This is a genomic window from Pseudomonas sp. G1002, assembly GCF_013385455.1.
Taxonomy (GTDB): Bacteria; Pseudomonadota; Gammaproteobacteria; order Pseudomonadales; family Pseudomonadaceae; genus Aquipseudomonas.
Genome location: NZ_JACAPY010000007.1, coordinates 66,898 through 87,710, shown reverse-complemented (window position 1 = coordinate 87,710; position 20,813 = coordinate 66,898). Strand labels below are relative to the sequence as shown.

Below are 20,813 nucleotides of genomic sequence, written 5' to 3'. Positions count from 1 at the left end.
GCAAACTCAATCAATCACGTACGCCGAGCGAGCCTGTCCCGGAAATACTCCACCACCGCCGCTTGCTCTCCCGCAAACTCGATGCGTGCGCCTTTGCTTTCCCGCTGGAACGCATACATCGGGTCGTAGTACTCACGCAGCAGCCCTTCAATCCAGCCGCGGTGCAAATCCACCGCGCCGCTGCTGGCTTGTTCTGCCAATGCTTCCTGCATGATCGCGTGCAACCGCGCAAACCGCTCGCCGCCCAGGCGCTTGTGGATATTGCCCAGGCTCTGGGTCAGGCGCTCGGCAAACAGTTCCTGGCCAGTGTCGCCAAACACCGCGACAAACTCGGCGCAGAGGTCCACCACATAATCCTTCAGGATGCGCTCCACCCGGCCTTCAACGCTGTCTTCCAGCCAGACCATCGGGAAGCCCTGCATGCCTTTGTGCAGGGGCAACGGCAGCGCGCAGCTGCCGATCATGCGGCTCTCATCCTCGACCACAAACTGCTCGATACCGGCGGCGCGCTTTTTCAGCAGGTCCACCGCCAGGCGGTTTTCGAAGTCGATGTTGGAAGGTTGCGCCGTGGCGCGTTTGCCGAAGCTGGAACCGCGATGGTTGGCGTGGCCTTCCAGGTCCAGGGCGTTGTTCAACTGGCCGAGCACTTCGGTCTTGCCGGTACCGGTCATGCCACCCAACAGTACGAAGTCGCATTGCGCGGTGGCGCTTTCAACCGTGTCGAGCAGGAAAGTCCGCATGGCCTTGTAGCCACCGCCCACTCGCGGATAGTCGATATCCGCCTCGGTTTTCAACCATTGCTGGGCAATCTGCGAACGCATCCCGCCGCGAAAGCAGTACAGCAGACCATCCGGATTGGCCTGGGCAAAACGCGCCCAGTGTTCGATACGTTCGGCCTTGATCGCCCCGGACACCAGTTCGTGCCCGAGAACAATGGCCGCCTGCTGGCCTTGCTGCTTGTAACAGGTGCCCACCCGTTCGCGCTCGTCGTCGGTCATCAACGGCAGGTTGACCACCCCGGGAAACGCGCCCTTGATGAACTCGATCGGCGCGCGGGTATCCATCATCGGCCGGTCGTTGAGAAAGATATCGCGGTAATCGGTGATGTCGATGGGCATCAGAACACCTCTACCGCGTTGGTCTGTCGCTCAACCAGTTCGCCGATCGGCTCAAGGTTCAGGCCCAGCTCCGCCGCCACGGCGAGGAATTCGGCATTGCCTTCGGGGGTGACCGCCACCAGCAGCCCGCCGCTGGTTTGCGGGTCGCACAGCACGCGCTTGTGCAGTTCGTTCAGGCGCCCCAGCTTGCTGGCGTAGCTGTCGAAATTGCGCAAGGTGCCGCCGGGGACGCAGCCCTGTTCCAGATAGTACTCAACCCCGGGCAGGCGTGGGACTTTTTCGTATTCGATGCGGGCAGTTAATTGGCTGCCGTCAGCCATTTCCACCAGGTGGCCCAACAGGCCGAAACCGGTGACGTCGGTCATGGCCGTGACACCGGCCAGCTTGCCAAAACGGCTGCCGGGTTTGTTGAGGGTGCACATCCAGTCACGGGCCAGGCCCACGTCGGCCTCGCGCAGCTTGCCCTTCTTCTCGGCCGTGGTGAGGATGCCGATGCCCAGGGGTTTGGTCAGGTACAGTTGGCAACCGGCGGTGGCGGTGTCGTTGCGCTTCATGTGGCGCTTTTCCACCAGCCCGGTGACGGCCAGGCCGAAGATCGGCTCGGGGGCGTCGATGGAGTGGCCGCCGGCCAGGGGAATCCCGGCAGCGTCACACACGGAACGGCCGCCGCGAATCACTTCCCGGGCAATCTCCGGAGCCAGCACGTTGACCGGCCAGCCGAGAATCGCGATGGCCATCAACGGATCGCCGCCCATCGCATAGATATCGCTGATGGCGTTGGTGGCGGCAATGCGGCCGAAGTCGAAGGGATCATCGACGATCGGCATGAAAAAGTCGGTGGTGGACACCACGCCGCGCTCCTCGTCGATGGCGTACACCGCCGCGTCATCGCGCGAAGCGTTGCCTACCCAGAGCTTGGGGTCGAGGTTCTGTGCGCCACTGCCGGCGAGGATCACTTCCAGTACCTGAGGTGAGATCTTGCAACCGCAACCAGCACCGTGGCTGTATTGGGTCAGGCGAATCGGCTCGTTCATGGGTATCCCTCAAGGCGTCAAGTGGGCGGATTCTAGCAGACAGCAAAAGGCCGACTGCATGCAGTCGGCCTTTATGTTCAGCCCTTAGTGTTTGCCAGCAAGCCGTTTATGCCGGTTGCGTCGCATCATGTTCAGGCATTCGATAGCCGCCGAGAACGCCATGGCCGCATACACATAGCCTTTTGGCACATGGGCGCCGAAACCTTCGGCGATCAGCGTCATACCGATCATGATGAGGAAGCCCAGGGCCAACATCACGATGGTCGGGTTGTCGTTGATGAACTTGGCCAGCGGCTCGGCCGCCACCAGCATCACGATCACCGAGACCACCACGGCAATGATCATGATCGGCAAGTGCTCGGTCATGCCCACGGCGGTGATGATGCTGTCGATGGAAAACACCATGTCCAGCAGCAGGATCTGGCCAATCGCCGAGGCGAAGCCCAGGGTCACGCTCGGCGCGCCGGTGTCCACATGCTCCTTCTCGGGGTCCATGCTGTGATGGATCTCGGTGGTGGCCTTCCACACCAGGAACAGGCCACCGGCGATCAGGATCATGTCTTTCCAGGAGAACGACTGCCCCAGGATGTCGATGACCGGCTCGGTCAGCTGCACGATAAAGGCGATGGTGCTCAACAGGCCCAGACGCAGGATCAATGCCATGCTGATGCCGATGCGGCGGGCCTTGGCCCGGTGCTTCACCGGCAACTTGTTGGTGAGAATCGAGATAAAGATCAGGTTATCGATCCCCAGCACGATCTCCATGACGATCAGGGTGGCCAGTGCGATCCACGCGGTCGGGCTGGCGGCCAGTTGTAAAAGGTATTCCATAGGTCATTCCTGGTGTTGTGTGCGGGTATCAGGTTTCTTGGGAGGTGGACTCAGGCTTGCTGTCTTCCTGTTCCGGCTTGTCCGGCTTGCCTTGCGGCGGTGCGATCAAGCCCTTGGTCGCGTCACTCAACGCCTGCTCGGCGGCCTGGTGGGTGTCGTCAATCACTTGCTTGGCCGACTCGGTGGCCTTGCCCAGCAGTTGTTGCGCGCTTTTTTCCGCTTGGTCACAGCCACTGAGCATGACTAATGAAAGCCCAAGTAACGCCGTTGCGCCCAGGGGATTGAGTTTCATGATGCGTTCCTCGTTAGAACCGTCGGGTCCAAGTAGTGGCCCCTCGATAGCGACGCATTCTATGCAGGGGAACACTTCAGGAAAATTCGTATTTTTTTCGTTTATACTTCGGTTTTAACGAAGTATTGGCCGCCATGCTCAATTACCGACAACTGCACTACTTCTGGGTCGTCGCCAAGACCGGCAGCATCGTGCGCGCCTGCGAGCAACTGAACCTCACGCCGCAGACCATCAGCGGGCAGATCAGCCTGCTGGAACAGACCTTTGGCGTGGCATTGTTCCAGAAGGTCGGGCGCCAGCTGGAGCTGACCGAAGCCGGGCGCCAGGCGCTGCCCTATGCCGAGCAGATGTTCCAGCTGGGCAATGAGCTTGAAGCGATGTTGCGCACCCAGCCCAATGAGCAGCAGATCCTGTTCCGGGTTGGCGTCGCGGATGTGGTGCCCAAGTCCATCGTCTATCGGCTGATTGCGCCAACCATGGAGTTGAGCGAGCCGATCCGCATCACCTGCCGTGAAGACAAACTCGAACGTTTGCTGGCGGACCTGGCGATCCAGCGCCTGGACCTGGTGATCTCCGACAGCCCGATGCCGCCGCACCTGGACATCAAGGGCTACAGCCAGAAGCTGGGGGAATGCGGCATCAGTTTCTTCGCAACCCAGGCATTGGCTGACCAGCATCGCGGCGATTTCCCACAATGCCTGCAGGGTGCGCCGCTGTTGATTCCGGGGGCGGAGACGGTAGTGCGCAGCCGTTTGCTGCGCTGGTTTGCCGAGCAGCAGATCCAGCCACGGATTGTCGGGGAATTTGACGACAGTGCGTTGATGCAGGCCTTTGGCCAATCCGGCAGCGGGATTTTTATCGCGCCGAGCGTGATTGCCGACGAGGTGGAACGCCAGTATGGCGTGGCGCTGATCGGCCAGACGGATGCGGTGACCGAATCGTTTTATGCAATCTCGGTGGAGCGCAAGGTCAAGCACCCCGGCATCGTGGCGATTACCGAAGGTGCCAGACGGGAGCTGTTCACTTCCCTGCCCTGAAGGCTCAGGCGCAGACGGCGCGGGTCTTGGCGGTCATCAGCCACAGCGCCAGCAGGATCGACAACAGGATAAAGCCCGCCGCGGCAAACCCGAGGCTGCCCAGGCCCAGGGTGTCGATCACATGCCCGCCCACCAGCGCCCCTAGGCCAATCCCCAGGTTGGCCCCGGCAATGTTCAACGAGGCGGCAAACGCCGGCGCATGGGGTGCGGCCTTCATCAGTCGCACATGGCTGACCAGAAACAATGCCGCCTGGGTCACGCCCCATACCGCCATCGCCGCCGCCAACCCGATCGTGGAATGGATGGCGGGCACCAGCGCCACCATGCCGGCGATCATGAAACCGCAGAACACCATCGACGCAATCAGCGGATGACGGTCGACCATGCGCCCGCCCAAAGAGTTGCCGATCAGGCCGACCGCGCCAAAGCCCATGAGGCACCAGCCCACTACCGTGCCGTCAAAACCCGCCAGGCGTTCGAGAATGTCTGCCAGGTAGGTGTAGGCGGTGAACATCCCGCTGAACACCAGGATCGACAGCAGGATATGGCCCTGCATCAGCGGGCTGCGCAAGATCTTGAACTGCGAGCGCAGGCTGACCTGGTCGTTCTTTGCCCGGGTCTTCGGCAGGTAGATAAACAGCAGCAGGGCCTTGGCGAACGCCACCACCGCAAGAATGCCAAAGGCGGTGCGCCAGCCGAACATATCGGAAATCAGCGTGCCCACCGGGATCCCGAAGACCGTGGCACACACGATGCCGAAGCCGATTTTTTCAATCGCGCGGCCGGCGAAGTCCGGCCCGACAATGTCCACCGCGGTCTCGCTGGCCAGGGCCCAGAACACCGGCAGCCCCAGCGCCGGGATCAACCGGGCCAGGGACATGACCCAGATATTCGAGGCCATCGCCGCCAGAGTGTTGGCCAGGCCGAACATGATCAGGATCGTGATAAACAGCCGCTTGCGCTCGAACCGGGCGAAATATGCGGTGAGGAACGGGCCAAACGCCGCCACGGTGAAGGCGAACAACGTCACCAGCAACCCGGCCTGGGACACGCTCACGTCGAGGTCGCGGGCGATGGAAGGCAACAGGCCGACGATGATGAACTCTGTGGTCAGCACGGTAAAACCGGCTGCCGACAACAGCAGGATCGGAAACAACATCAAAAACTCCAGAAAACAGCGACATCAACGACAGCCCGGAGGGCCCGCTGATAGAGAAGAAATAAGAGGATGGGCAATGTTAACAGAATGTGTCCCATCGTGGTGACGGAACGCCGCACCCGGATTAGACGTTTCCTACAGATGTTAGACTTCGCCCCTGCCAGATTCATGCTGCCTAGCTGCATCTATTAAAAAAACCAGAGACAACCTTTTTATGACTGCTGCCCCTTCCCTCTTTCAACGCCTGATGTCTATCAGCCTGGTCACCCAAATTGTCATCGGCCTGATCGCCGGTATCCTGTTGGCCCTGCTGTTGCCCGACGTCGCACAAGCCACCGGGTTTATTGGCAAGGTCTTTGTCTCGGCGCTCAAGGCCGTCGCGCCCATCCTGGTATTTGTGCTGGTGATGGCCTCGATTGCCAGCCACAAGCACGGCCAGGAAACCCATATCCGCCCGATCCTGTTCCTGTACCTGCTGGGCACGTTCGCTGCCGCCGTGGTCGCGGTGATCGCCAGCACGCTGTTCCCCTCCTCGCTGGTGCTGGCCACCCACGATGTGGCCGTCAGCCCTCCCGGCGGTATCGGTGATGTGTTGCAAAGCCTGTTGCTGAGCGTGGTGGACAACCCGGTCAGCGCGCTGATGAACGCCAATTTCATCGGTATCCTGGCGTGGGCCATCGGCATGGGCATCGCCATTCGCCATGCCAGCGACACCACCCGCACCGTGCTGGGGGACCTGTCCAACGGCGTCACGCTGATCGTGCGCATGGTGATCCGCTTCGCGCCCCTGGGGATTTTCGGCCTGGTGGCCTCGACCCTCGCCACGTCCGGCTTCGGCGCCCTGCTGGGCTACGCACACCTGCTGTTGGTGTTGATCGGCTGCATGCTGTTCGTCGCGCTGGTGATCAACCCGGCCATCGTGTTCTGGAAGCTGCGCCGCAACCCTTACCCGCTGGTGCTGATGTGCCTGCGGGAAAGCGGGATCACCGCGTTTTTCACCCGCAGTTCGGCGGCCAACATTCCGGTCAACCTGGCGTTGAGCAAGCGCCTGGGCCTGCATGAAGACACCTACTCGGTGTCGATCCCGCTGGGCGCCACCATCAATATGGCCGGCGCTGCCATCACCATCACCGTGCTGACCCTGGCCGCCGTGCACACCCTGGGCATTGCCGTGGACATCCCCACCGCCGTGCTGCTCAGCGTGGTCGCGGCGGTGTGTGCCTGCGGCGCGTCGGGGGTTGCCGGGGGCTCGCTGCTGTTGATCCCGCTGGCGTGCAGCCTGTTCGGCATTCCCAGCGAAATCGCCATGCAGGTGGTGGCCGTGGGCTTCATCATCGGCGTGTTGCAGGACTCGGCGGAGACCGCACTGAACTCGTCCACCGATGTGTTGTTCACCGCTGCCGCATGCCTGGGCAAGGAAGAACAAGCCGCGTAGACCTTGCGCGCACAAAAAAAGCCCGGGGCAGTTCGTGAATGAACCGCCCCGGGCTTTTTTATTACAAGGCTTAGAACGCGCCCATGTAGTCGCGCTTGCCCACTTCCACGCCGTTGTGACGCAGCAAGGCGTAAGCGGTGGTGACGTGGAAGAAGAACTGCGGCAGGCCGTAGCTCAGCAGGTACGACTGGCCGCTGAAGCGCTTCTCTTTCGGGGTGCCAGGGCGAGTGATGATCTCGATGCCTTCTTTACCGTCGACCTGGGCCGGGGTGATGGTGTCGATAAACGCCAGGACCTTGGCGATCAGCGCTTGCAGGTCGGCGAAGGTAACTTCTGTATCGTCGTATTTCGGAACTTCGATTTCAGCCAGGCGGGCAGAAACGCCTTTGGCGAAGTCGACGGCGATCTGCACCTGGCGCACCAGCGGGAACATGTCCGGGTACAGGCGTGCCTGCAGGAAGGCGTTCGGGTCGATGTTCTTGGCGGTGGCGTGGGCCTCGGCCTTGTTCAGCACATCGCTCAGGGCGTTGAGCATTTGCTTGAAGACCGGGAGGGAAGCGGCGTACAGGGAAATAGTCATGACAGTCTCGACAGTTGTGGCAGGGTTTGAAACAGCCGCGATTATAGACATGCCGGCCACCGGCGCCGCTTGTCTTTTATTTTTTCAGGATTAGGCTAGTGAGCTCACTGCAATAGGGAAAGCGCGATGACCACCGAGCACGACACCACTTCCGAAGAGCCGCGCCTGAACAGCACGGAGATCCGCATCCTTGGCTGCCTGATCGAAAAACAGGCCACCAGCCCCGAAACCTACCCGTTGACCCTCAACGCGCTGGTGATCGCCTGTAACCAGAAAACCAGCCGCGAACCGGTGATGAACCTCAGCCAGGGCCAGGTTGGCCAGAGCCTGCGGGCCCTGGAAGGCCGCGGGTTTACCCGGCTGGTGATGGGCAGCCGCGCCGACCGCTGGGAGCATCGGGTGGACAAGGCGCTGGAGCTGGTGCCGGCCCAGGTGATTCTCAGCGGGTTGCTGTTCCTGCGGGGGCCGCAGACGGTCAACGAACTGCTGACCCGCAGCGGGCGCATGCATGACTTTGAAGACGCCGAGCAGGTGGTGCATCAACTGGAACGCCTGATTGCCCGTGGGCTGGCGTTGTTGGTGCCGCGTCAGTCGGGGCAGCGGGAAGATCGGTACATGCACGCCCTGGGCGACCCGGCGGACATTGAAGCGATCCTGGCGGCGCGTGGGAATCCGGTGGAGCGTGGTGCGGGAAGTGGGGTTTCCCTGGAGCGTATCGAAGAGCTGGAAGCGCGGATTGCGGCGCTGGAAGAGCGCCTTTCGCGGCTCGAGTAATGTTTGTGGTGAGTGGGCTTCTGTGGTGATGGAGCTTTTGTGGCGAGGGAGCTTGCTCCCGCTGGAGTGCGTAGCGCTCCCATTTTCTTGGGGCTGCTGCGCAACCCAGCGGGAGCAAGCTCCCTCGCCACAAAAGCTCACCCTCCACAGCAAGCTCCCTCGCCATAGCAAGCTCACTCTCCACACCGCCAGCGGTGATGCTCAGCTCCGGGCAAATGCCACCGCCGCCTGAAACTGTTCATCCGTCGGCCGCACGCCGGTGTACAGCACAAACTGCTCCAACGCCTGGATGGCGATCACTTCCAAACCGGTGATCACTCGTTTGCCCTGGGCCCGTCCACGCAGGATCAGTGGGGTTTCCGAGGGAATCGCCACCACATCGAAGACCGTCTCGGCCGCATCAACCGCGTCAGCTTCAAACGCCAACTGATCCGCTTCCGCCCCTCCGGTCATGCCAATCGGCGTCACGTTGACCAGCATCTGCGGGCGCAAGGCACCCAACTGCGCCTGCCACTCATACCCCAGGCTCTGGGCCAGCGCCCGGCCCGCTTCTTCATTGCGCGCCACGATCACGCCCTTGGCGTAGCCGCCATCGCGCAAGGCACTGGCCACCGCCTTGGCCATGCCGCCGCTGCCGCGCAGGGCGAAGGTCGAGTCCTTGGGCACCTGGTGCTTGTGCAGCAGTTGCTCGATGGCAATGTAATCGGTGTTGTAGGCCTTCAAATGCCCGTCGGTGTTGACGATGGTATTGATTGACGCAATGGCCCGCGCCGAATCGTCCAGCTCATCCACCAGGGCAATACAGGCTTCCTTGAACGGCATCGACACGCCACAACCCCGAATGCCCAAGGCCCGAATGCCACCGACGGCGCCAGGCAGGTCCTGGCTACTGAAGGCCTTGTAGTAGAAATTCAACCCCAACTGCTCGTACAGGTGGTTATGAAAGCGCAGGCCAAAGTTCCCGGGGCGCGCCGACAGTGACATGCACAGTTGGGTGTCCTTGTTGGGGTTCATCTGCATCGGTAACTCCTTGAAGCCATTCCAGAGGCGGTTTCGGATAGACGGAATACCCGCGCCGGCGGGTTGTCATGGATCATACGCACTGTGCCCGGCCACTTGTGTAAGCCAACCGATACAGACCTTACACAACCTTTACCTATCGGCTGTGCTGTTTTTTAGAAATACGCTGTCTTAAAAGTATCCCCGCGACAATCCTTGAGTCGATTGATTGCAGACCATGAGCGCAGGGGCTAACCGAGGAATGACCATGATTCGTAAACTCCCCAAGATCGCCTTGCTGATCGGCGCACTCGCTATGGCAGGACAGGCCTCCGCCCACGGTGGTGGTTGGGGTGCTCCGCTCGCACTGGGAGCCGTTGTTGGTGCAGTGGTAGGCGGCTCGATCGTCGCCAGTCAATCGCGGCCGGTCTACGTGCAACAACCGGTGTATGTCCAGCCGCAGCCGGTGTATGCCGCTCCGCCGCCGGTCTACTACGCACCGCCACCGCCTGTGTATGTGCAACAACAGGTTTATTATCGCCCGGCGCCGGTCTACTACGGCCCACCGCGCGGCTACTACGGCCCTCCACACGGCTATTACGGTCGCGGCTGGTAAGCCTCAACTGACACACCTGAACAGGCTCCGCCCTAAAAGCGGGGCCTTTTTTTGGCCTGCAGGTCTGAATAAATCTCGCCAAGGTCGTTATAAGGACAATGGCTGTGGCCAAATCCCACATCATTGATCTCAATAGGCGCTTGCCCGAACGGGGCCTGCGCTGTCATGTTTGTGTCTCAAAAGGCTTCCACTATCAACACTGTCCGACCAATAACAACAAGGACGATTGCCCATGCCCACGCAAAACCCACATCGCACCGCCGGCCTCTGCACCTCGAGCAAGGTCTATAGCGTACTGACGGAGCTCAAGGCCCTGGAAGGCCATCGCAACGCCAAGTTCCTGTCCTTGCTGACGGAAAACCTGGTGCGCAAGGGCCTGCTCAGTGAACAGGAAGTGGTGCATATGCTCGACCAGGTGGTCGACTGACTGAGGGTCGCTCGATAACAGTGATGTCGACTATCGAGCAGGTTGATTTTCCCTGAAGGCCCACGCACCGTAATGTCACCTCCATAGCGTATCGGAGGTCATCATGCCCACTATTCAAATCATGTCTGTCATCGGCAGTGCCGTTCCCGCCTCTCTCCGGGAGCTGGGTCTACTCGCCTGCTGGTACCTGGTACGCGATGGCGAAGCCATCAGCGGCCCACTCACTTCACTACCGGCCGCCCAGGCCCTGTCGGTCAAAATGGCGCATTGCTTTCATGCCTAAGGCAGTTGCACCCGCGGTTTGGTTTCCACAAACAGCGCCCAGCTGGACATGAACAACGCAGCAATCAGTGGCCCAATGACAAAGCCGTTCAAGCCAAAGATCGACAGGCCGCCCAAGGTTGAGATAAGGATCAGGTAATCCGGCATGCGGGTGTCCTTGCCCACCAGGATGGGCCTTAGCACATTGTCCACCAGCCCGATCACAAATACCCCGAACAACCCGAGCACCACGCCCTGCCAGATCGACCCGCTCAGCAGGAAGTACGCCGCCACCGGCCCCCACACGATCCCCGCGCCCACCGCCGGCAGCAGCGACAGAAACGCCATCAACACCGCCCAGAGCAACGCGCTGGGAATGTCCAGGAACCAGAAGATCAAGCCACCCAACGCGCCTTGCGTGACCGCTACCAGCACGTTGCCTTTCACCGTGGCACGCACCACCCGGTTGAACTTCAATTGCAGGCGACGCTTCTGCGGTTCGGCCAGCGGCACCGCGGTGCGCACCTTGCGCACCAGCTCGGGGCCATCGCGCAGCAGGAAGTACAGCAAGTACAGCATGATGAAAAAACTCACCAGGAAATCAAACGTGCCCTGGCCGAAGCTGAACGCCTGGGTCGCAAAAAACTGGCTGCCCTGCATCGCACTCTTGACGATCTTCTCCCGCAGGCCTTCCAGGTTGCCCATGCCGAAGCGGTCCAGCAGATGCTGGAAATACGGTGGCAGGAAGTTCTTGAACTGCTCGATATACCCGGCAACGTCGAGCTTGCCGCTCTCGACGTTCTTGTAAAGCGTCGCGCCCTCCTGCACCAGCAAGGCACTGGTGATGATCACCGGCAGAATCGCGATTATCAGGCACACCGTCAGGGTTGCCAGGGATGTGAGATTGCGGTTCCAGCCAAAACGTTGCTGGAAGCGCCGTTGCATCGGCGCAAAGATGATCCCCAGGATCACCGCCCAGAACACCGCGCCGTAGAACGGCAGCAAAATCCAGATAAACGCGATGGTCACCAGGGCGAGCAGTAACAGCAGGGTTTTGAATTGCAGATTGGTTTGGTTCATGTCCGGTCCATGTCTAAAACACCAGGCGCTCATGTGCGCCTTGATGTTTAGTCCACTGCAAATCCCGCGAGTGCCCTACTTATTAGACCTGGATCAATAAACTGCGCACCCGGCCCGGCTACCCTGCCGCCCTTTTGCGACCCGAACCCATGCCTCCCGTTATCGCCCCCGAACTGCTCGCCCCCGCCGGCACCCTGAAAAACATGCGTTATGCCTTTGCCTACGGTGCCGATGCCGTCTACGCCGGGCAACCGCGCTACAGCCTGCGGGTGCGCAATAACGAGTTCGACCACGCCAACCTCGCCCTCGGCATCCAGGAAGCCCAGGCCCAGGGCAAGCGGTTCTATGTGGTGGTCAACATAGCGCCTCACAACGCCAAGCTGAAAACCTTCCTCAAGGACCTTGCCCCGGTGATCGCCATGGGACCGGATGCGCTGATCATGTCCGACCCGGGCCTGATCATGCTGGTGCGCCGGCACTTCCCGCACATGCCGATCCACCTGTCGGTGCAGGCCAATACGGTGAACTGGGCCAGCGTCGAATTCTGGCAGGCGCAGGGCATCTGCCGGATCATCCTGTCCCGGGAGTTGTCACTGGAGGAAATCGACGAGATTCGCCAGCAAGTCCCCGCCATGGAGCTGGAAGTATTTGTGCACGGCGCGCTGTGCATGGCCTATTCCGGACGCTGCCTGCTGTCGGGCTACATGAACAAGCGGGATGCCAACCAGGGCACCTGCACCAACGCCTGCCGCTGGAAATACCAGGCGACGCCTGCGGTGGAAAACGCCGCCGGCGACATCGTGCAGCACTATGCGCCCGAGCCGACCCTGGGCCTCGGTGCGCCCACCGACCAGGTGTTCCTGCTGCAGGAGGCCAATCGCCCCGACGAACAGATGCCCGCCTTCGAAGATGAACACGGCACCTACATCATGAACGCCAAGGACCTGCGGGCGGTGCAGCACGTCGAGCGGCTGACGCGCATGGGCGTGCACTCGTTGAAGATCGAAGGCCGCACCAAATCCCACTTTTACTGCGCCCGAACCACCCAGGTATATCGCCAGGCGATTGATGACGCGGTGGCCGGGCGCGACTTTGACCGGGGCTTGATGACCAACCTCGAATCCCTGGCCCAGCGCGGCTACACCGAGGGTTTCCTGCGCCGGCACGTGCACGATGAGTATCAGAACTATCAGAACGGCAGCTCGGTGTCCGAACGCCAGCAGTTCGTCGGCGAACTGACCGGTGAACGGCGCGGCGAACTGGCCGAGGTCAAGGTCAAGAACCGTTTTGCCGTGGGCAATCACCTGGAACTGATGACCCCGGCGGGGAATTTCCACTTTGACCTGGGCTCATTGCACAACGCCAAGGGCGAGGCCATCGCGGTGGCGCCGGGTGACGGGCATACGGTGTATTTGCCGATCCCGGCGGAGATGGACCTGCGTTTCGGCCTTTTGATGCGCGACGTTTAACTTCGCCAGACACCTCAATGAGTGTGAGACAGCTTGCTGTGGTGAGGGAGCTTGCTCCCTCACCACAGCAAGCTCCCCCACCACAGCACTCTCCTTCACCACAGCAAGCTCCCCCACCACAAAAAGCAGGGCGTACGCGCAATAGGTTCATTTGCAAAGTAGAATTGGCGGTTCTGCGTACCGCCACCTTGTCTTGAGCGGTCACCCTCTTTTTTACGGAGATCGCCTTGCGTCTGTTTCATACCTCCGACTGGCACCTTGGGCAAAACCTGCACGGCCAGGAACGCGACTTCGAACACACCTGCTTCCTCGACTGGCTGCTGGGCCAGTTGGGCCTGCATCGCCCTGACGTGCTGTTGATCGCCGGCGATATTTTCGACACGGTCAACCCGCCACTCAAGGCCCAGGAGCGGCTGTACGACTTCATCATCAGCGCCCATGAGCAAAACCCTGCACTGACCATCGTGATGATCGCCGGCAACCACGACTCCGGCTCGCGCATCGAACTGCCGGCGCCGTTGATGCGCCGCCTGCGCACCCACGCCCTGGGCCGGGTGCTGTGGCTGGATGACGGACAACTGGATGTCGAACGCCTGCTGATTCCATTGCCCGGTGCCGACGGTGAAATTGCCGGCTGGTGCCTGGCATTGCCGTTCCTGCGCCCGGCCGAAGTGACCGGCGCCCAACTGGGGGACGATTACCTGCGGGGCATCGGCCAGGTTCATGAATGGCTGATTGCCGCCGCCAATGCCAAGCGCCAGCCGGGCCAGGCACTGGTTGCCATCAGCCATGCGCACATGGCCGGCGGCTCGGTGTCGGAAGACTCCGAGCGCAGCCTGATCATCGGCAATGCCGAAGCGCTGCCGGCCAGCCTGTTCGATGCCACCGTCAGCTATGTGGCCCTCGGCCATTTGCATAAACCCCAGCGGGTGAATGGCGAGGAGCGGATTCGCTACTGCGGCTCGCCGATTCCGCTGTCATTCTCGGAAATCGGCTACCAGCACCAGATCCTCGACGTGCAACTGGACGGCGAAATCCTGGTCAGCGTCGAATCCCGCCTGATCCCGCGCTCGGTCAACCTGCAACGCCTGGAAGCCGCGCCCCTGGCCGACATCCTCAAGCAACTGGCCGACCTGCCCGACATCGACCTGCTGGCCGAAACCCAGCGCCAACCGTGGCTGGAAGTGCGGGTGCGCCTCGACGAACCGCAACCCGACCTGCGCCAGCAGGTGGAAAACGCCCTGCAAGGCAAGGCCGTGCGCCTGGTGCGCATCGCCGCTGAATACGCAGGCAACGGAGGCCGTGAAGACAGCCAGGAAGACCGCCTGATCGAACTCGACCAGCTCACGCCCCAGGAATTGTTCAGCCGCGCCTGGCAGGAAAGCTACGGCAGTGAAGTGGACGAACAGACCCTGAAGGACTTCGCCGTGCTGCTCCAGGAAGTGCAACAGGAGGGCGAACAGCCATGAAGATCCTCGCCATTCGCCTGAAAAACCTCGCCTCCCTGGCCGGGCCGTTTGAAATCGACTTTACCGCCGAGCCCCTGGCCAGCGCCGGGCTGTTCGCGATTACCGGGCCCACCGGCGCCGGTAAAAGTACCTTGCTCGATGCGCTGTGCCTGGCGCTGTTTGGCGCCGTGCCGCGCCTGGGCGATACCGGCCAGGCAAAAATGCCGGATGCCGACACCGATATTTCCATCGGTGACCCACGCACCCTGATTCGCCGGGGCACTGGCGGCGGTTATGCCGAAGTGGATTTTGTCGGCGTCAGTGGCCGTCGCTACCGCGCCCGCTGGGAAGCCAACCGCGCCCGGGACAAGGCCAGCGGCAAGCTGCAAGCCAGCCGGCAAAGCCTGATCGACCTGGACAGCGAGCAACTGCTGGCCAGCCAGAAAATCGAATACAAGACCCAGCTGGAATTGGCCCTGGGCCTGAACTTCGAGCAGTTCACCCGCGCCGTGTTGCTCGCGCAAAGTGAGTTCAGCGCGTTCCTCAAGGCCAACGACAACGAGCGCAGCGAACTGCTGGAAAAGCTCACCGACACGGCGCTCTACACCCAACTCGGTCGCCGCGCCTTCGACAAGGCCAAGGACGCCCGGGACGCCCACAAACACCTGCAGGACCAGGCTACCGGCGTCACCCCGCTGGCCCCCGAGGCCCGCGCCGAACTCGACGAACAGCTGGCCTCCGCACAGCAACAGCTCAAGACCCAGCAGGCGCAACTCAAGCAACTCGAGTTGCAGCACACCTGGCTGAAGGAACTGCGGGAGTGGCAGGAGCGCCAACAAAGTGCGGTCGAGCAACTGCAACAGGCCCAGCAACACTGGGCAAGCCAGGGCCCGCAGCGCCTGGACCTCAGCCGCCTGGAACAACTGGCGCCGCAACGTCACCACTTCGCCCGCCAGGCCGAACTGACCACGCAGTTGCAGCCCCTTGCCGCGCAAATCCAGCAGCACCTTGAGCAACAAACCGCGTTGCACACCCGCCAGACCCAACTGCAACAGCAACAGGCCGACGTGCAAGCCGCCCTCGCCCAGGCCCTCAAGCAGCAAGCCGACGCTGTGCCCTTGCTGCGCCAGGCCTTCGAGGAGCAAACCACCCTCGCCCACTTGACCCGTGAGCTGGCCAAACGCAACGAAGAGAAGCAGCTGGGTGAAGCTGCCTGCGTGGAAGGCCAGGCGACGTTGACCGGCTTGCTCGACAAGCAGAAAGTTGTCGCCGAGCGCCTGCACCGGCTGGCCGCAGAGCTTGAACGCAGCGCCGCCCTCGCGCCGTTGAGTGAGGCCTGGAGCGCCTACCGCGACCGCTTGCAACAGCTGATGCTGATCGGCAATCGCCTCAATAAAGGCCAGGCCGAACTGCCACAACTGGAAGAGCGCGCCACCCGTCTCGGTGAAAAATGGACCGAGCAACGCGAAGCCCTTGACCTGCTGTACCACGAAGCCGGCGCCGAACCCCATGCAGTGGCCGAACAGATCCAGTTGCTCGGCAGCCTGCTCCAGGACAACCGCAAGCAACATCGCGCGTTTGAAGACCTGGCGCGGCTGTGGAACAGCCATCAGCAACTCGACAGCCAGAGCCAGGCCCTGACGCAAAAGCAGACCCTCGCCCAGCAACAACGCGAACTGTTGAACCAGAGCGGCTTGCAGGCCAAGGCCGAGCTGGCCGTCGCCGAACAAACCCTGACCGTCACCAAGCAACTGCTGGAGCGCCAGCGCCTGGCCCGCAGTGCCAGCGTCGAGGAATTGCGCGGCCAGCTTCAGGATGAGCAGCCGTGCCCGGTGTGCGGCAGCGTCGAGCACCCGTATCACCAGCCCGAAGCCATGCTGCAAAGCCTGACCCGCCACGACGAAAGCGAAGAAGCCAACGCGCAGCAAGCCGTGGATGTGCTCAAGGAAAAACTCACTGACCTGCGTGGCGAAGTGGGCGGCCTGATCGCCCAGCAAAAGGAATTCCTGCAACAACAGGAGCAACTCGCCAGCCAGTTGCAGGCCTTGCTGCCAAGCCTTGAAGCCCATCCGCTGTCCGCCTCGCTGTTCAACCAGGACGCGGCCAAGCGTGATGCCTGGCTCGCCCAGCAACTGAGCCAGCTCAGCCAAAGCCTCACCCAGGACGAGCAACGCCAGGGCGCCCTGCTCAACCTGCAACAGAACGCCGGGCGTTTGCAGCAACAACTGCAAGCCGCCCAGGACGCCAGCCAACAGGCGCGCCAGTTACTGATCGACCAGCAACGGGAACTGTCCAACGACCGCGAACGCCTGGACGAAGAACTCAACGCCTTCGCCAGCCTGCTGCCCACCGAGACCCTCGAAGGCCTGCGCAGCGAGCCGGCGGCGACCTTCATGTTGCTCGACCAGCAGGTCAGCCAGCGCCTGGAACAGCTCGACAACCAAAAGGAAGAATTGGCCGAGCAGCTACAGCGCCAGCAAGCCATCGAGAAAGAGCAGGACCGCCAGCAACATCGCCAGCAGCAGCTGGAGACTTTGCACAAACAGCTCGCCGAACAGAGCGCCCTGCAACACGCGGCCGAGGAAAAACTCGCCGGCCTGCTGGGCGAAAACCCCAGCGCCGAGCACTGGCAACAGCAGCTGGACCAGGCCGTCGAGCAGGCTCGCCAGCATGAGAGCGAGGCCAACCAGCAGTTGCAGGACACCCGCAACCAGTTGATCCAACTGGCCGCCGACCTCAAGTCGCTGCAAGAGCGCCAACAATCCCTGGACACCGAACACGCGGCCCTCACTACGCGCCTGAGCGACTGGCGCGCGTTGCACCCGGAACTCGATGACGAAGGCCTGGCGCGCCTGGTGGCCTTCGATGAGCCGCAGGTGGCCGAGCTACGCCAGCAACTGCAACACAGCGAAAAAGCCATCGAGCAGGCCAAGGTGTTGCTGCAAGAGCGCGAACAGCGGCTCAAGGATCACCAGGCGCTGCACAACGGCAACCTCGACGCCGAGCAACTGGACAGCGCCCTGGCCGAACTCAATGCCGCGCTGATCATTGGCGAAAAACACTGCGCCGAACTGCGCGCCCAACAGGCCGACGACCAGCGCCGCCAGGATGCCAACCAGGCCTTGGCGGCCGAGATCGCCAAGGCCTACGACGAATGGCAACGCTGGGCACGCCTGAATGCGCTGATCGGTTCGGCCACCGGCGATACCTTCCGCAAGATCGCCCAGGCCTACAACCTCGACCTGCTGGTGCACCACGCCAACGTCCAACTGCGCCAACTGGTGCGCCGCTACCGCCTCAAGCGCGGCGGCAGCATGCTCGGCCTGCTGGTACTCGACACGGAGATGGGCGACGAACTGCGTTCGGTGCATTCGTTGTCGGGTGGCGAGACATTCCTGGTGTCGCTGGCGCTGGCCTTGGGCCTGGCGTCGATGGCGTCGAGCACGTTGAAGATCGAGTCGCTGTTTATCGACGAGGGCTTTGGCAGCCTCGATCCCGAGTCGCTGCAACTGGCAATGGACGCCCTCGACGGCTTGCAGGCCCAGGGCCGCAAGGTGGCGGTGATTTCCCATGTGCAGGAAATGCACGAGCGGATTCCGGTGCAGATTCAGGTCAAGCGCCAGGGCAATGGCTTGAGCACCCTGGAGGTCAAGTGAGCAAGGCCGTGTTGTATTCGTTCCGCCGTTGCCCCTATGCAATGCGGGCGCGGATGGCCCTGCGGTATTCAGGGCTGGCGGTGCAGATCATCGAGGTCAGCCTCAAGGCCAAGCCGGCTGAGATGCTGGCGTTGTCACCCAAAGGCACGGTGCCGGTGCTGAGCGTGGATGGCCGGGTGATCGATGAAAGCCTGGCGATCATGCGCTGGGCACTGGCAAAGAACGATCCTGAGGGTTGGTTGCTTGGGGATGATCGGGCGACGCAGGCGCTGATTGAAGAGAATGATCAGGGCTTCAAACATCAATTGAATCGATACAAGTATGCCGAGCGCTATCCGGAGTATCCGATGGAGCATTATCGGGCCGAGGGTGAGGTGTTTTTGATGAAGCTGGAGGGGTTGCTGGCGGAGCGGGAGTATTTGCTGGCCGGGCATTTGAGCCTGGCGGATGTGGCACTTGCACCGTTTGTGCGGCAGTTTGCCCATGTGGATCGGGAGTGGTTTGGCCAGGCGCCGTATCCGCGGTTGCGAGCTTGGTTGCAGCGGTTTCTGGAATCGCCGTTGTTCATCGCCGTGATGGCAAAAATCTGAGACTGTCGCAGGACAAAATGTGGGAGCGGGCTTGCTCGCGAAGGCGGTGTATCAGTCAGCCCATGTATAGACTGACCCGGCGCTTTCGCGAGCAAGCCCGCTCCCACATTTGATCTTCATCAGCTTCAAGATCAGTTCTGGATTTTGTGGTCCAGCGCTGCGTAGAAGTTGGCGCTTTGTTGCAGGTATTTCTGGGTGTAGGCGCTGGTGCTGGTTTTTTTGCTGCTGATTTCAACACTGGCGCTGGCTGGCAACGCTACGGTGGCGGAAACAGCGGAAGCGGCGATGATCGAGAAAAGATTGAAGTTCATGTCGGTAACCCTTGTGTTCGGTTGGCTTGGTGGCCTGTGTTGGCCTTGGAACCAAACTTACGCCCGAGGGGATAGCCTTAGAAATTCATTGAAACACTAGCCGCTATTAATAGTATTAATACAACCAGTCAGGCCCCGCACTGCGGGGCCTGTGGCTTATTGTCGCACCAGGAACTTGAGGTCGCTGGGGGCATCAATCGCCAGTTTCTGCACGGTTTTGCCCAAAAGACCGGTCTTGGGATCGCGCTCGACGACCACAATCTCGTTGCTCTTCTGATTGGCGATCAGCAGGAACTTGCCGCTGGGGTCCAGGGCGAACTCCCGGGGATGGTCACCTTCCACCGATCGGCGCTGGATCTCTTTGAGCTGCGCAGTGGCCGGGTCGATGGCAAACACCAGCATCTGGTTGGCGGTGCCACGGTTGCTCACGTAGAGGAACTTGCCGTCGCTTGAGGTGTGCAGTGCAGCACCGGCCTTGTCGGACACCGGCTGGCCATCCGCGAAGTTGACCAGTTGCTTCTGGGTCAGCTTGCCATCGTTGTAGTCGAACACCGCCACTTGCGCGCTCATCTCGGTGGTCAGCCACGCGTGCTTGCCGTCTGCGGTGAACAGCAGGTGCCGCGGGCCGCTGCCCGGTGGCAATTGCACAAACGCAGGGTCGGCCGGGGTCAGCGGCAGTTCATGGTTGGCCTTGGGGTCGTAGTGGTAGGCAAAGATCTTGTCCGCCCCCAGGTCCTGGACAAACACGTATTTGCCGTCCGGCGAAGACACTACCGAATGCACGTGGTTGGACGCCTGGCGCTCCGGGTTGACCCGGCTGGCCGGGTGCCCGCTCAACTGCACTGGCGGCGACAGCTTGCCTTCGGTGTCTAGCGGCAGCACCGCGAGGCTGCCGCCCGGATCTTCCAGCACCGAATAGTTGGCCACGAACAGGTAGCGCCCGTCACTGGCCAGGCTGGAATGGGTCGGCTCGTTGCCCAGGCTCTGCACCTGGTTGATCAGGGTCAGTTGATGGTTCTTCGGGTCGATGCTGTAGCTGCTGACGCGCCCCACCGGGTCTTTTTGGCCCGGGCCGTTTTCGTTGACCACAAACAGGTGCTTCTGGTCCTTGGACAGGGTCAGCCACGACGGGTTGGCCGCCTTGGCGGCGAGCACCGGCTGGCCGCTGAACTGCCCGGTACGGCTGTCGAACTGCAAACGGTAGATACCTTCGCTGGTGCCGGCGGTGTAGCTGCCAACGAGCAACTCATAGGTGTCCACCGGCGCAGCCTGGACCGACATTGCGCCTACGCTGCCGGCCATCAGCAGGGGCCAGAATTTACGCATCATCATCCGCTTCATCCTCGTCATTATTGTTGCCGGTGACGCCGCTCATGCAGACCAGGCGGTGTTCGCCCGAGTCACCGGTAAGGGTCCAGCTTTGCAGGGTTTGATCAAAGGTCGCCGCCTTGACTTGCTCCAGGGTGAAACTCCAGCGCTTCTCGGCGCGACCGTCCATGCAGATGATCGATAACTTCTGGTCATCCAGGCTGAAATCGAAGCTGTGCAGGCCATCGATTTCGACCATCTGGCAGTCTTCAAAAGCGTCGGGCAAGGTAGCGGTGTCGGCAGTCATAACCATCAATCATCAAGAGGAAAGACCTCATGATAGGTCAAATCGTTGCATCGGCCTAAGCCCGCGCAATGCAAAACGCCG

Annotated in this window: 21 protein-coding genes; 10 read left to right on the top strand and 11 right to left on the bottom strand. The window is 61.5% G+C overall.

Annotated features, from left to right (window positions below):
* Positions 1 to 14 precede the first annotated feature (14 nt).
* The 4 genes from mnmH to HX801_RS04220 form a co-directional block, all read right to left on the bottom strand.
* Complete coding sequence (gene mnmH, locus HX801_RS04235) at positions 15 to 1,118, bottom strand: tRNA 2-selenouridine(34) synthase MnmH (RefSeq protein ID WP_177021652.1); 1,104 nt, start codon at positions 1,116 to 1,118, stop codon at positions 15 to 17.
* The gene (selD, locus tag HX801_RS04230) at positions 1,118 to 2,152 is read right to left on the bottom strand and encodes a selenide, water dikinase SelD (protein ID WP_003211248.1); all 1,035 of its coding nucleotides are present in this window, start codon (positions 2,150 to 2,152) and stop codon (positions 1,118 to 1,120) included. The genes mnmH and selD overlap by 1 nt, the downstream gene beginning before the upstream one ends.
* 84 nt (positions 2,153 to 2,236) lie before the next feature.
* Positions 2,237 to 2,983 (bottom strand): TerC family protein, encoded by a 747-nt coding sequence (locus HX801_RS04225; RefSeq protein WP_177021651.1) that lies wholly within the window; start codon positions 2,981 to 2,983, stop codon positions 2,237 to 2,239.
* A gap of 28 nt (positions 2,984 to 3,011) precedes the next feature.
* Complete coding sequence (locus tag HX801_RS04220; protein WP_177021650.1) at positions 3,012 to 3,275, bottom strand: hypothetical protein; 264 nt, start codon at positions 3,273 to 3,275, stop codon at positions 3,012 to 3,014.
* 134 nt (positions 3,276 to 3,409) lie between these two features.
* Here HX801_RS04220 and nhaR point away from each other — a divergent pair, with 134 nt between their 5' ends.
* Positions 3,410 to 4,312: a transcriptional activator NhaR gene (nhaR, locus tag HX801_RS04215; RefSeq protein ID WP_003211241.1), complete on the top strand. Its 903-nt coding sequence runs from the start codon at positions 3,410 to 3,412 to the stop codon at positions 4,310 to 4,312.
* A gap of 4 nt (positions 4,313 to 4,316) precedes the next feature.
* Here the strand turns inward: nhaR and HX801_RS04210 are convergent, their stop codons facing one another.
* On the bottom strand, positions 4,317 to 5,471 hold the full coding sequence (locus HX801_RS04210) for an MFS transporter (RefSeq protein WP_102604855.1): 1,155 nt from the start codon (positions 5,469 to 5,471) through the stop codon (positions 4,317 to 4,319).
* A 214-nt stretch (positions 5,472 to 5,685) separates the two neighbouring features.
* On the opposite strand from HX801_RS04210, the gene sstT reads away from it, so the two are divergent.
* On the top strand, positions 5,686 to 6,906 hold the full coding sequence (sstT, locus tag HX801_RS04205) for a serine/threonine transporter SstT (RefSeq protein WP_003211235.1): 1,221 nt from the start codon (positions 5,686 to 5,688) through the stop codon (positions 6,904 to 6,906).
* Positions 6,907 to 6,976: 70 nt separating this feature from the next.
* Here the strand turns inward: sstT and HX801_RS04200 are convergent, their stop codons facing one another.
* Positions 6,977 to 7,486 (bottom strand): DUF1993 family protein, encoded by a 510-nt coding sequence (locus tag HX801_RS04200; RefSeq protein ID WP_003211233.1) that lies wholly within the window; start codon positions 7,484 to 7,486, stop codon positions 6,977 to 6,979.
* A 126-nt stretch (positions 7,487 to 7,612) separates the two neighbouring features.
* Between HX801_RS04200 and HX801_RS04195 the strand changes: the two genes are divergently transcribed.
* Entirely contained in the window at positions 7,613 to 8,260 is a 648-nt protein-coding gene (locus HX801_RS04195; protein WP_003211232.1) for a YceH family protein, read from the top strand.
* Between the two features lie 201 nt (positions 8,261 to 8,461).
* On the opposite strand, the gene HX801_RS04190 is transcribed toward HX801_RS04195, so the two are convergent.
* Positions 8,462 to 9,280, bottom strand: coding sequence for a shikimate 5-dehydrogenase (locus HX801_RS04190; protein WP_003211230.1), 819 nt, complete (start codon positions 9,278 to 9,280; stop codon positions 8,462 to 8,464).
* 241 nt (positions 9,281 to 9,521) lie between these two features.
* Between HX801_RS04190 and HX801_RS04185 the strand changes: the two genes are divergently transcribed.
* The 3 genes from HX801_RS04185 (at position 9,522) to HX801_RS04175 (ending at position 10,585) form a co-directional block, all read left to right on the top strand.
* Complete coding sequence (locus tag HX801_RS04185) at positions 9,522 to 9,875, top strand: hypothetical protein (RefSeq protein ID WP_008435927.1); 354 nt, start codon at positions 9,522 to 9,524, stop codon at positions 9,873 to 9,875.
* 232 nt (positions 9,876 to 10,107) lie between these two features.
* Entirely contained in the window at positions 10,108 to 10,302 is a 195-nt protein-coding gene (locus HX801_RS04180; RefSeq protein WP_003211226.1) for a hypothetical protein, read from the top strand.
* Between the two features lie 103 nt (positions 10,303 to 10,405).
* Positions 10,406 to 10,585 carry a hypothetical protein gene (locus tag HX801_RS04175; RefSeq protein WP_003211225.1) on the top strand — a complete coding sequence of 60 codons (180 nt, stop codon included), beginning with the start codon at positions 10,406 to 10,408 and terminating at the stop codon, positions 10,583 to 10,585.
* Here HX801_RS04175 and HX801_RS04170 read toward each other — a convergent pair.
* Complete coding sequence (locus HX801_RS04170; protein WP_003211223.1) at positions 10,582 to 11,643, bottom strand: AI-2E family transporter; 1,062 nt, start codon at positions 11,641 to 11,643, stop codon at positions 10,582 to 10,584. The genes HX801_RS04175 and HX801_RS04170 overlap by 4 nt on opposite strands.
* A 149-nt stretch (positions 11,644 to 11,792) precedes the next feature.
* Between HX801_RS04170 and yegQ the strand changes: the two genes are divergently transcribed.
* The 4 genes from yegQ to HX801_RS04150 all read left to right on the top strand — a co-directional run bounded on the left by yegQ (position 11,793) and on the right by HX801_RS04150 (position 18,806).
* Entirely contained in the window at positions 11,793 to 13,112 is a 1,320-nt protein-coding gene (gene yegQ, locus HX801_RS04165; protein WP_008435935.1) for a tRNA 5-hydroxyuridine modification protein YegQ, read from the top strand.
* Between the two features lie 227 nt (positions 13,113 to 13,339).
* Complete coding sequence (locus HX801_RS04160) at positions 13,340 to 14,581, top strand: exonuclease SbcCD subunit D C-terminal domain-containing protein (RefSeq protein ID WP_177021649.1); 1,242 nt, start codon at positions 13,340 to 13,342, stop codon at positions 14,579 to 14,581.
* A complete protein-coding gene (locus tag HX801_RS04155; protein ID WP_177021648.1) occupies positions 14,578 to 18,216 on the top strand; it encodes an AAA family ATPase in 3,639 nt (1,212 codons plus the stop codon). Before HX801_RS04160 ends, HX801_RS04155 begins: the two co-directional genes overlap by 4 nt.
* The gene (locus tag HX801_RS04150) at positions 18,213 to 18,806 is read left to right on the top strand and encodes a glutathione S-transferase (RefSeq protein WP_177021647.1); all 594 of its coding nucleotides are present in this window, start codon (positions 18,213 to 18,215) and stop codon (positions 18,804 to 18,806) included. The genes HX801_RS04155 and HX801_RS04150 overlap by 4 nt, the downstream gene beginning before the upstream one ends.
* Before the next feature lie 131 nt (positions 18,807 to 18,937).
* On the opposite strand, the gene HX801_RS04145 is transcribed toward HX801_RS04150, so the two are convergent.
* From HX801_RS04145 to HX801_RS04135, 3 genes are all read right to left on the bottom strand, one after another.
* Positions 18,938 to 19,117, bottom strand: coding sequence for a hypothetical protein (locus tag HX801_RS04145; protein ID WP_003211212.1), 180 nt, complete (start codon positions 19,115 to 19,117; stop codon positions 18,938 to 18,940).
* Positions 19,118 to 19,273: 156 nt separating this feature from the next.
* Positions 19,274 to 20,449: a lactonase family protein gene (locus HX801_RS04140; RefSeq protein WP_008435939.1), complete on the bottom strand. Its 1,176-nt coding sequence runs from the start codon at positions 20,447 to 20,449 to the stop codon at positions 19,274 to 19,276.
* Positions 20,436 to 20,732 carry a DUF5629 family protein gene (locus tag HX801_RS04135; protein WP_177021646.1) on the bottom strand — a complete coding sequence of 99 codons (297 nt, stop codon included), beginning with the start codon at positions 20,730 to 20,732 and terminating at the stop codon, positions 20,436 to 20,438. Before HX801_RS04135 ends, HX801_RS04140 begins: the two co-directional genes overlap by 14 nt.
* Between the last annotated feature and the right edge of the window lie 81 nt (positions 20,733 to 20,813).

Bases quoted from the DNA above. Each gene is read 5' to 3' on its own strand.
- mnmH (WP_177021652.1), bottom strand. From the start codon at position 1,118: ATGCCCATCGACATCACCGATTACCGCGATATCTTTCTCAACGACCGG.
- selD (WP_003211248.1), bottom strand. From the start codon at position 2,152: ATGAACGAGCCGATTCGCCTGACCCAATACAGCCACGGTGCTGGTTGC.
- HX801_RS04225 (WP_177021651.1), bottom strand. From the start codon at position 2,983: ATGGAATACCTTTTACAACTGGCCGCCAGCCCGACCGCGTGGATCGCA.
- HX801_RS04220 (WP_177021650.1), bottom strand. From the start codon at position 3,275: ATGAAACTCAATCCCCTGGGCGCAACGGCGTTACTTGGGCTTTCATTA.
- nhaR (WP_003211241.1), top strand. From the start codon at position 3,410: ATGCTCAATTACCGACAACTGCACTACTTCTGGGTCGTCGCCAAGACC.
- HX801_RS04210 (WP_102604855.1), bottom strand. From the start codon at position 5,471: ATGTTGTTTCCGATCCTGCTGTTGTCGGCAGCCGGTTTTACCGTGCTG.
- sstT (WP_003211235.1), top strand. From the start codon at position 5,686: ATGACTGCTGCCCCTTCCCTCTTTCAACGCCTGATGTCTATCAGCCTG.
- HX801_RS04200 (WP_003211233.1), bottom strand. From the start codon at position 7,486: ATGACTATTTCCCTGTACGCCGCTTCCCTCCCGGTCTTCAAGCAAATG.
- HX801_RS04195 (WP_003211232.1), top strand. From the start codon at position 7,613: ATGACCACCGAGCACGACACCACTTCCGAAGAGCCGCGCCTGAACAGC.
- HX801_RS04190 (WP_003211230.1), bottom strand. From the start codon at position 9,280: ATGCAGATGAACCCCAACAAGGACACCCAACTGTGCATGTCACTGTCG.
- HX801_RS04185 (WP_008435927.1), top strand. From the start codon at position 9,522: ATGACCATGATTCGTAAACTCCCCAAGATCGCCTTGCTGATCGGCGCA.
- HX801_RS04180 (WP_003211226.1), top strand. From the start codon at position 10,108: ATGCCCACGCAAAACCCACATCGCACCGCCGGCCTCTGCACCTCGAGC.
- HX801_RS04175 (WP_003211225.1), top strand. From the start codon at position 10,406: ATGCCCACTATTCAAATCATGTCTGTCATCGGCAGTGCCGTTCCCGCC.
- HX801_RS04170 (WP_003211223.1), bottom strand. From the start codon at position 11,643: ATGAACCAAACCAATCTGCAATTCAAAACCCTGCTGTTACTGCTCGCC.
- yegQ (WP_008435935.1), top strand. From the start codon at position 11,793: ATGCCTCCCGTTATCGCCCCCGAACTGCTCGCCCCCGCCGGCACCCTG.
- HX801_RS04155 (WP_177021648.1), top strand. From the start codon at position 14,578: ATGAAGATCCTCGCCATTCGCCTGAAAAACCTCGCCTCCCTGGCCGGG.
- HX801_RS04145 (WP_003211212.1), bottom strand. From the start codon at position 19,117: ATGAACTTCAATCTTTTCTCGATCATCGCCGCTTCCGCTGTTTCCGCC.
- HX801_RS04140 (WP_008435939.1), bottom strand. From the start codon at position 20,449: ATGATGATGCGTAAATTCTGGCCCCTGCTGATGGCCGGCAGCGTAGGC.
- HX801_RS04135 (WP_177021646.1), bottom strand. From the start codon at position 20,732: ATGACTGCCGACACCGCTACCTTGCCCGACGCTTTTGAAGACTGCCAG.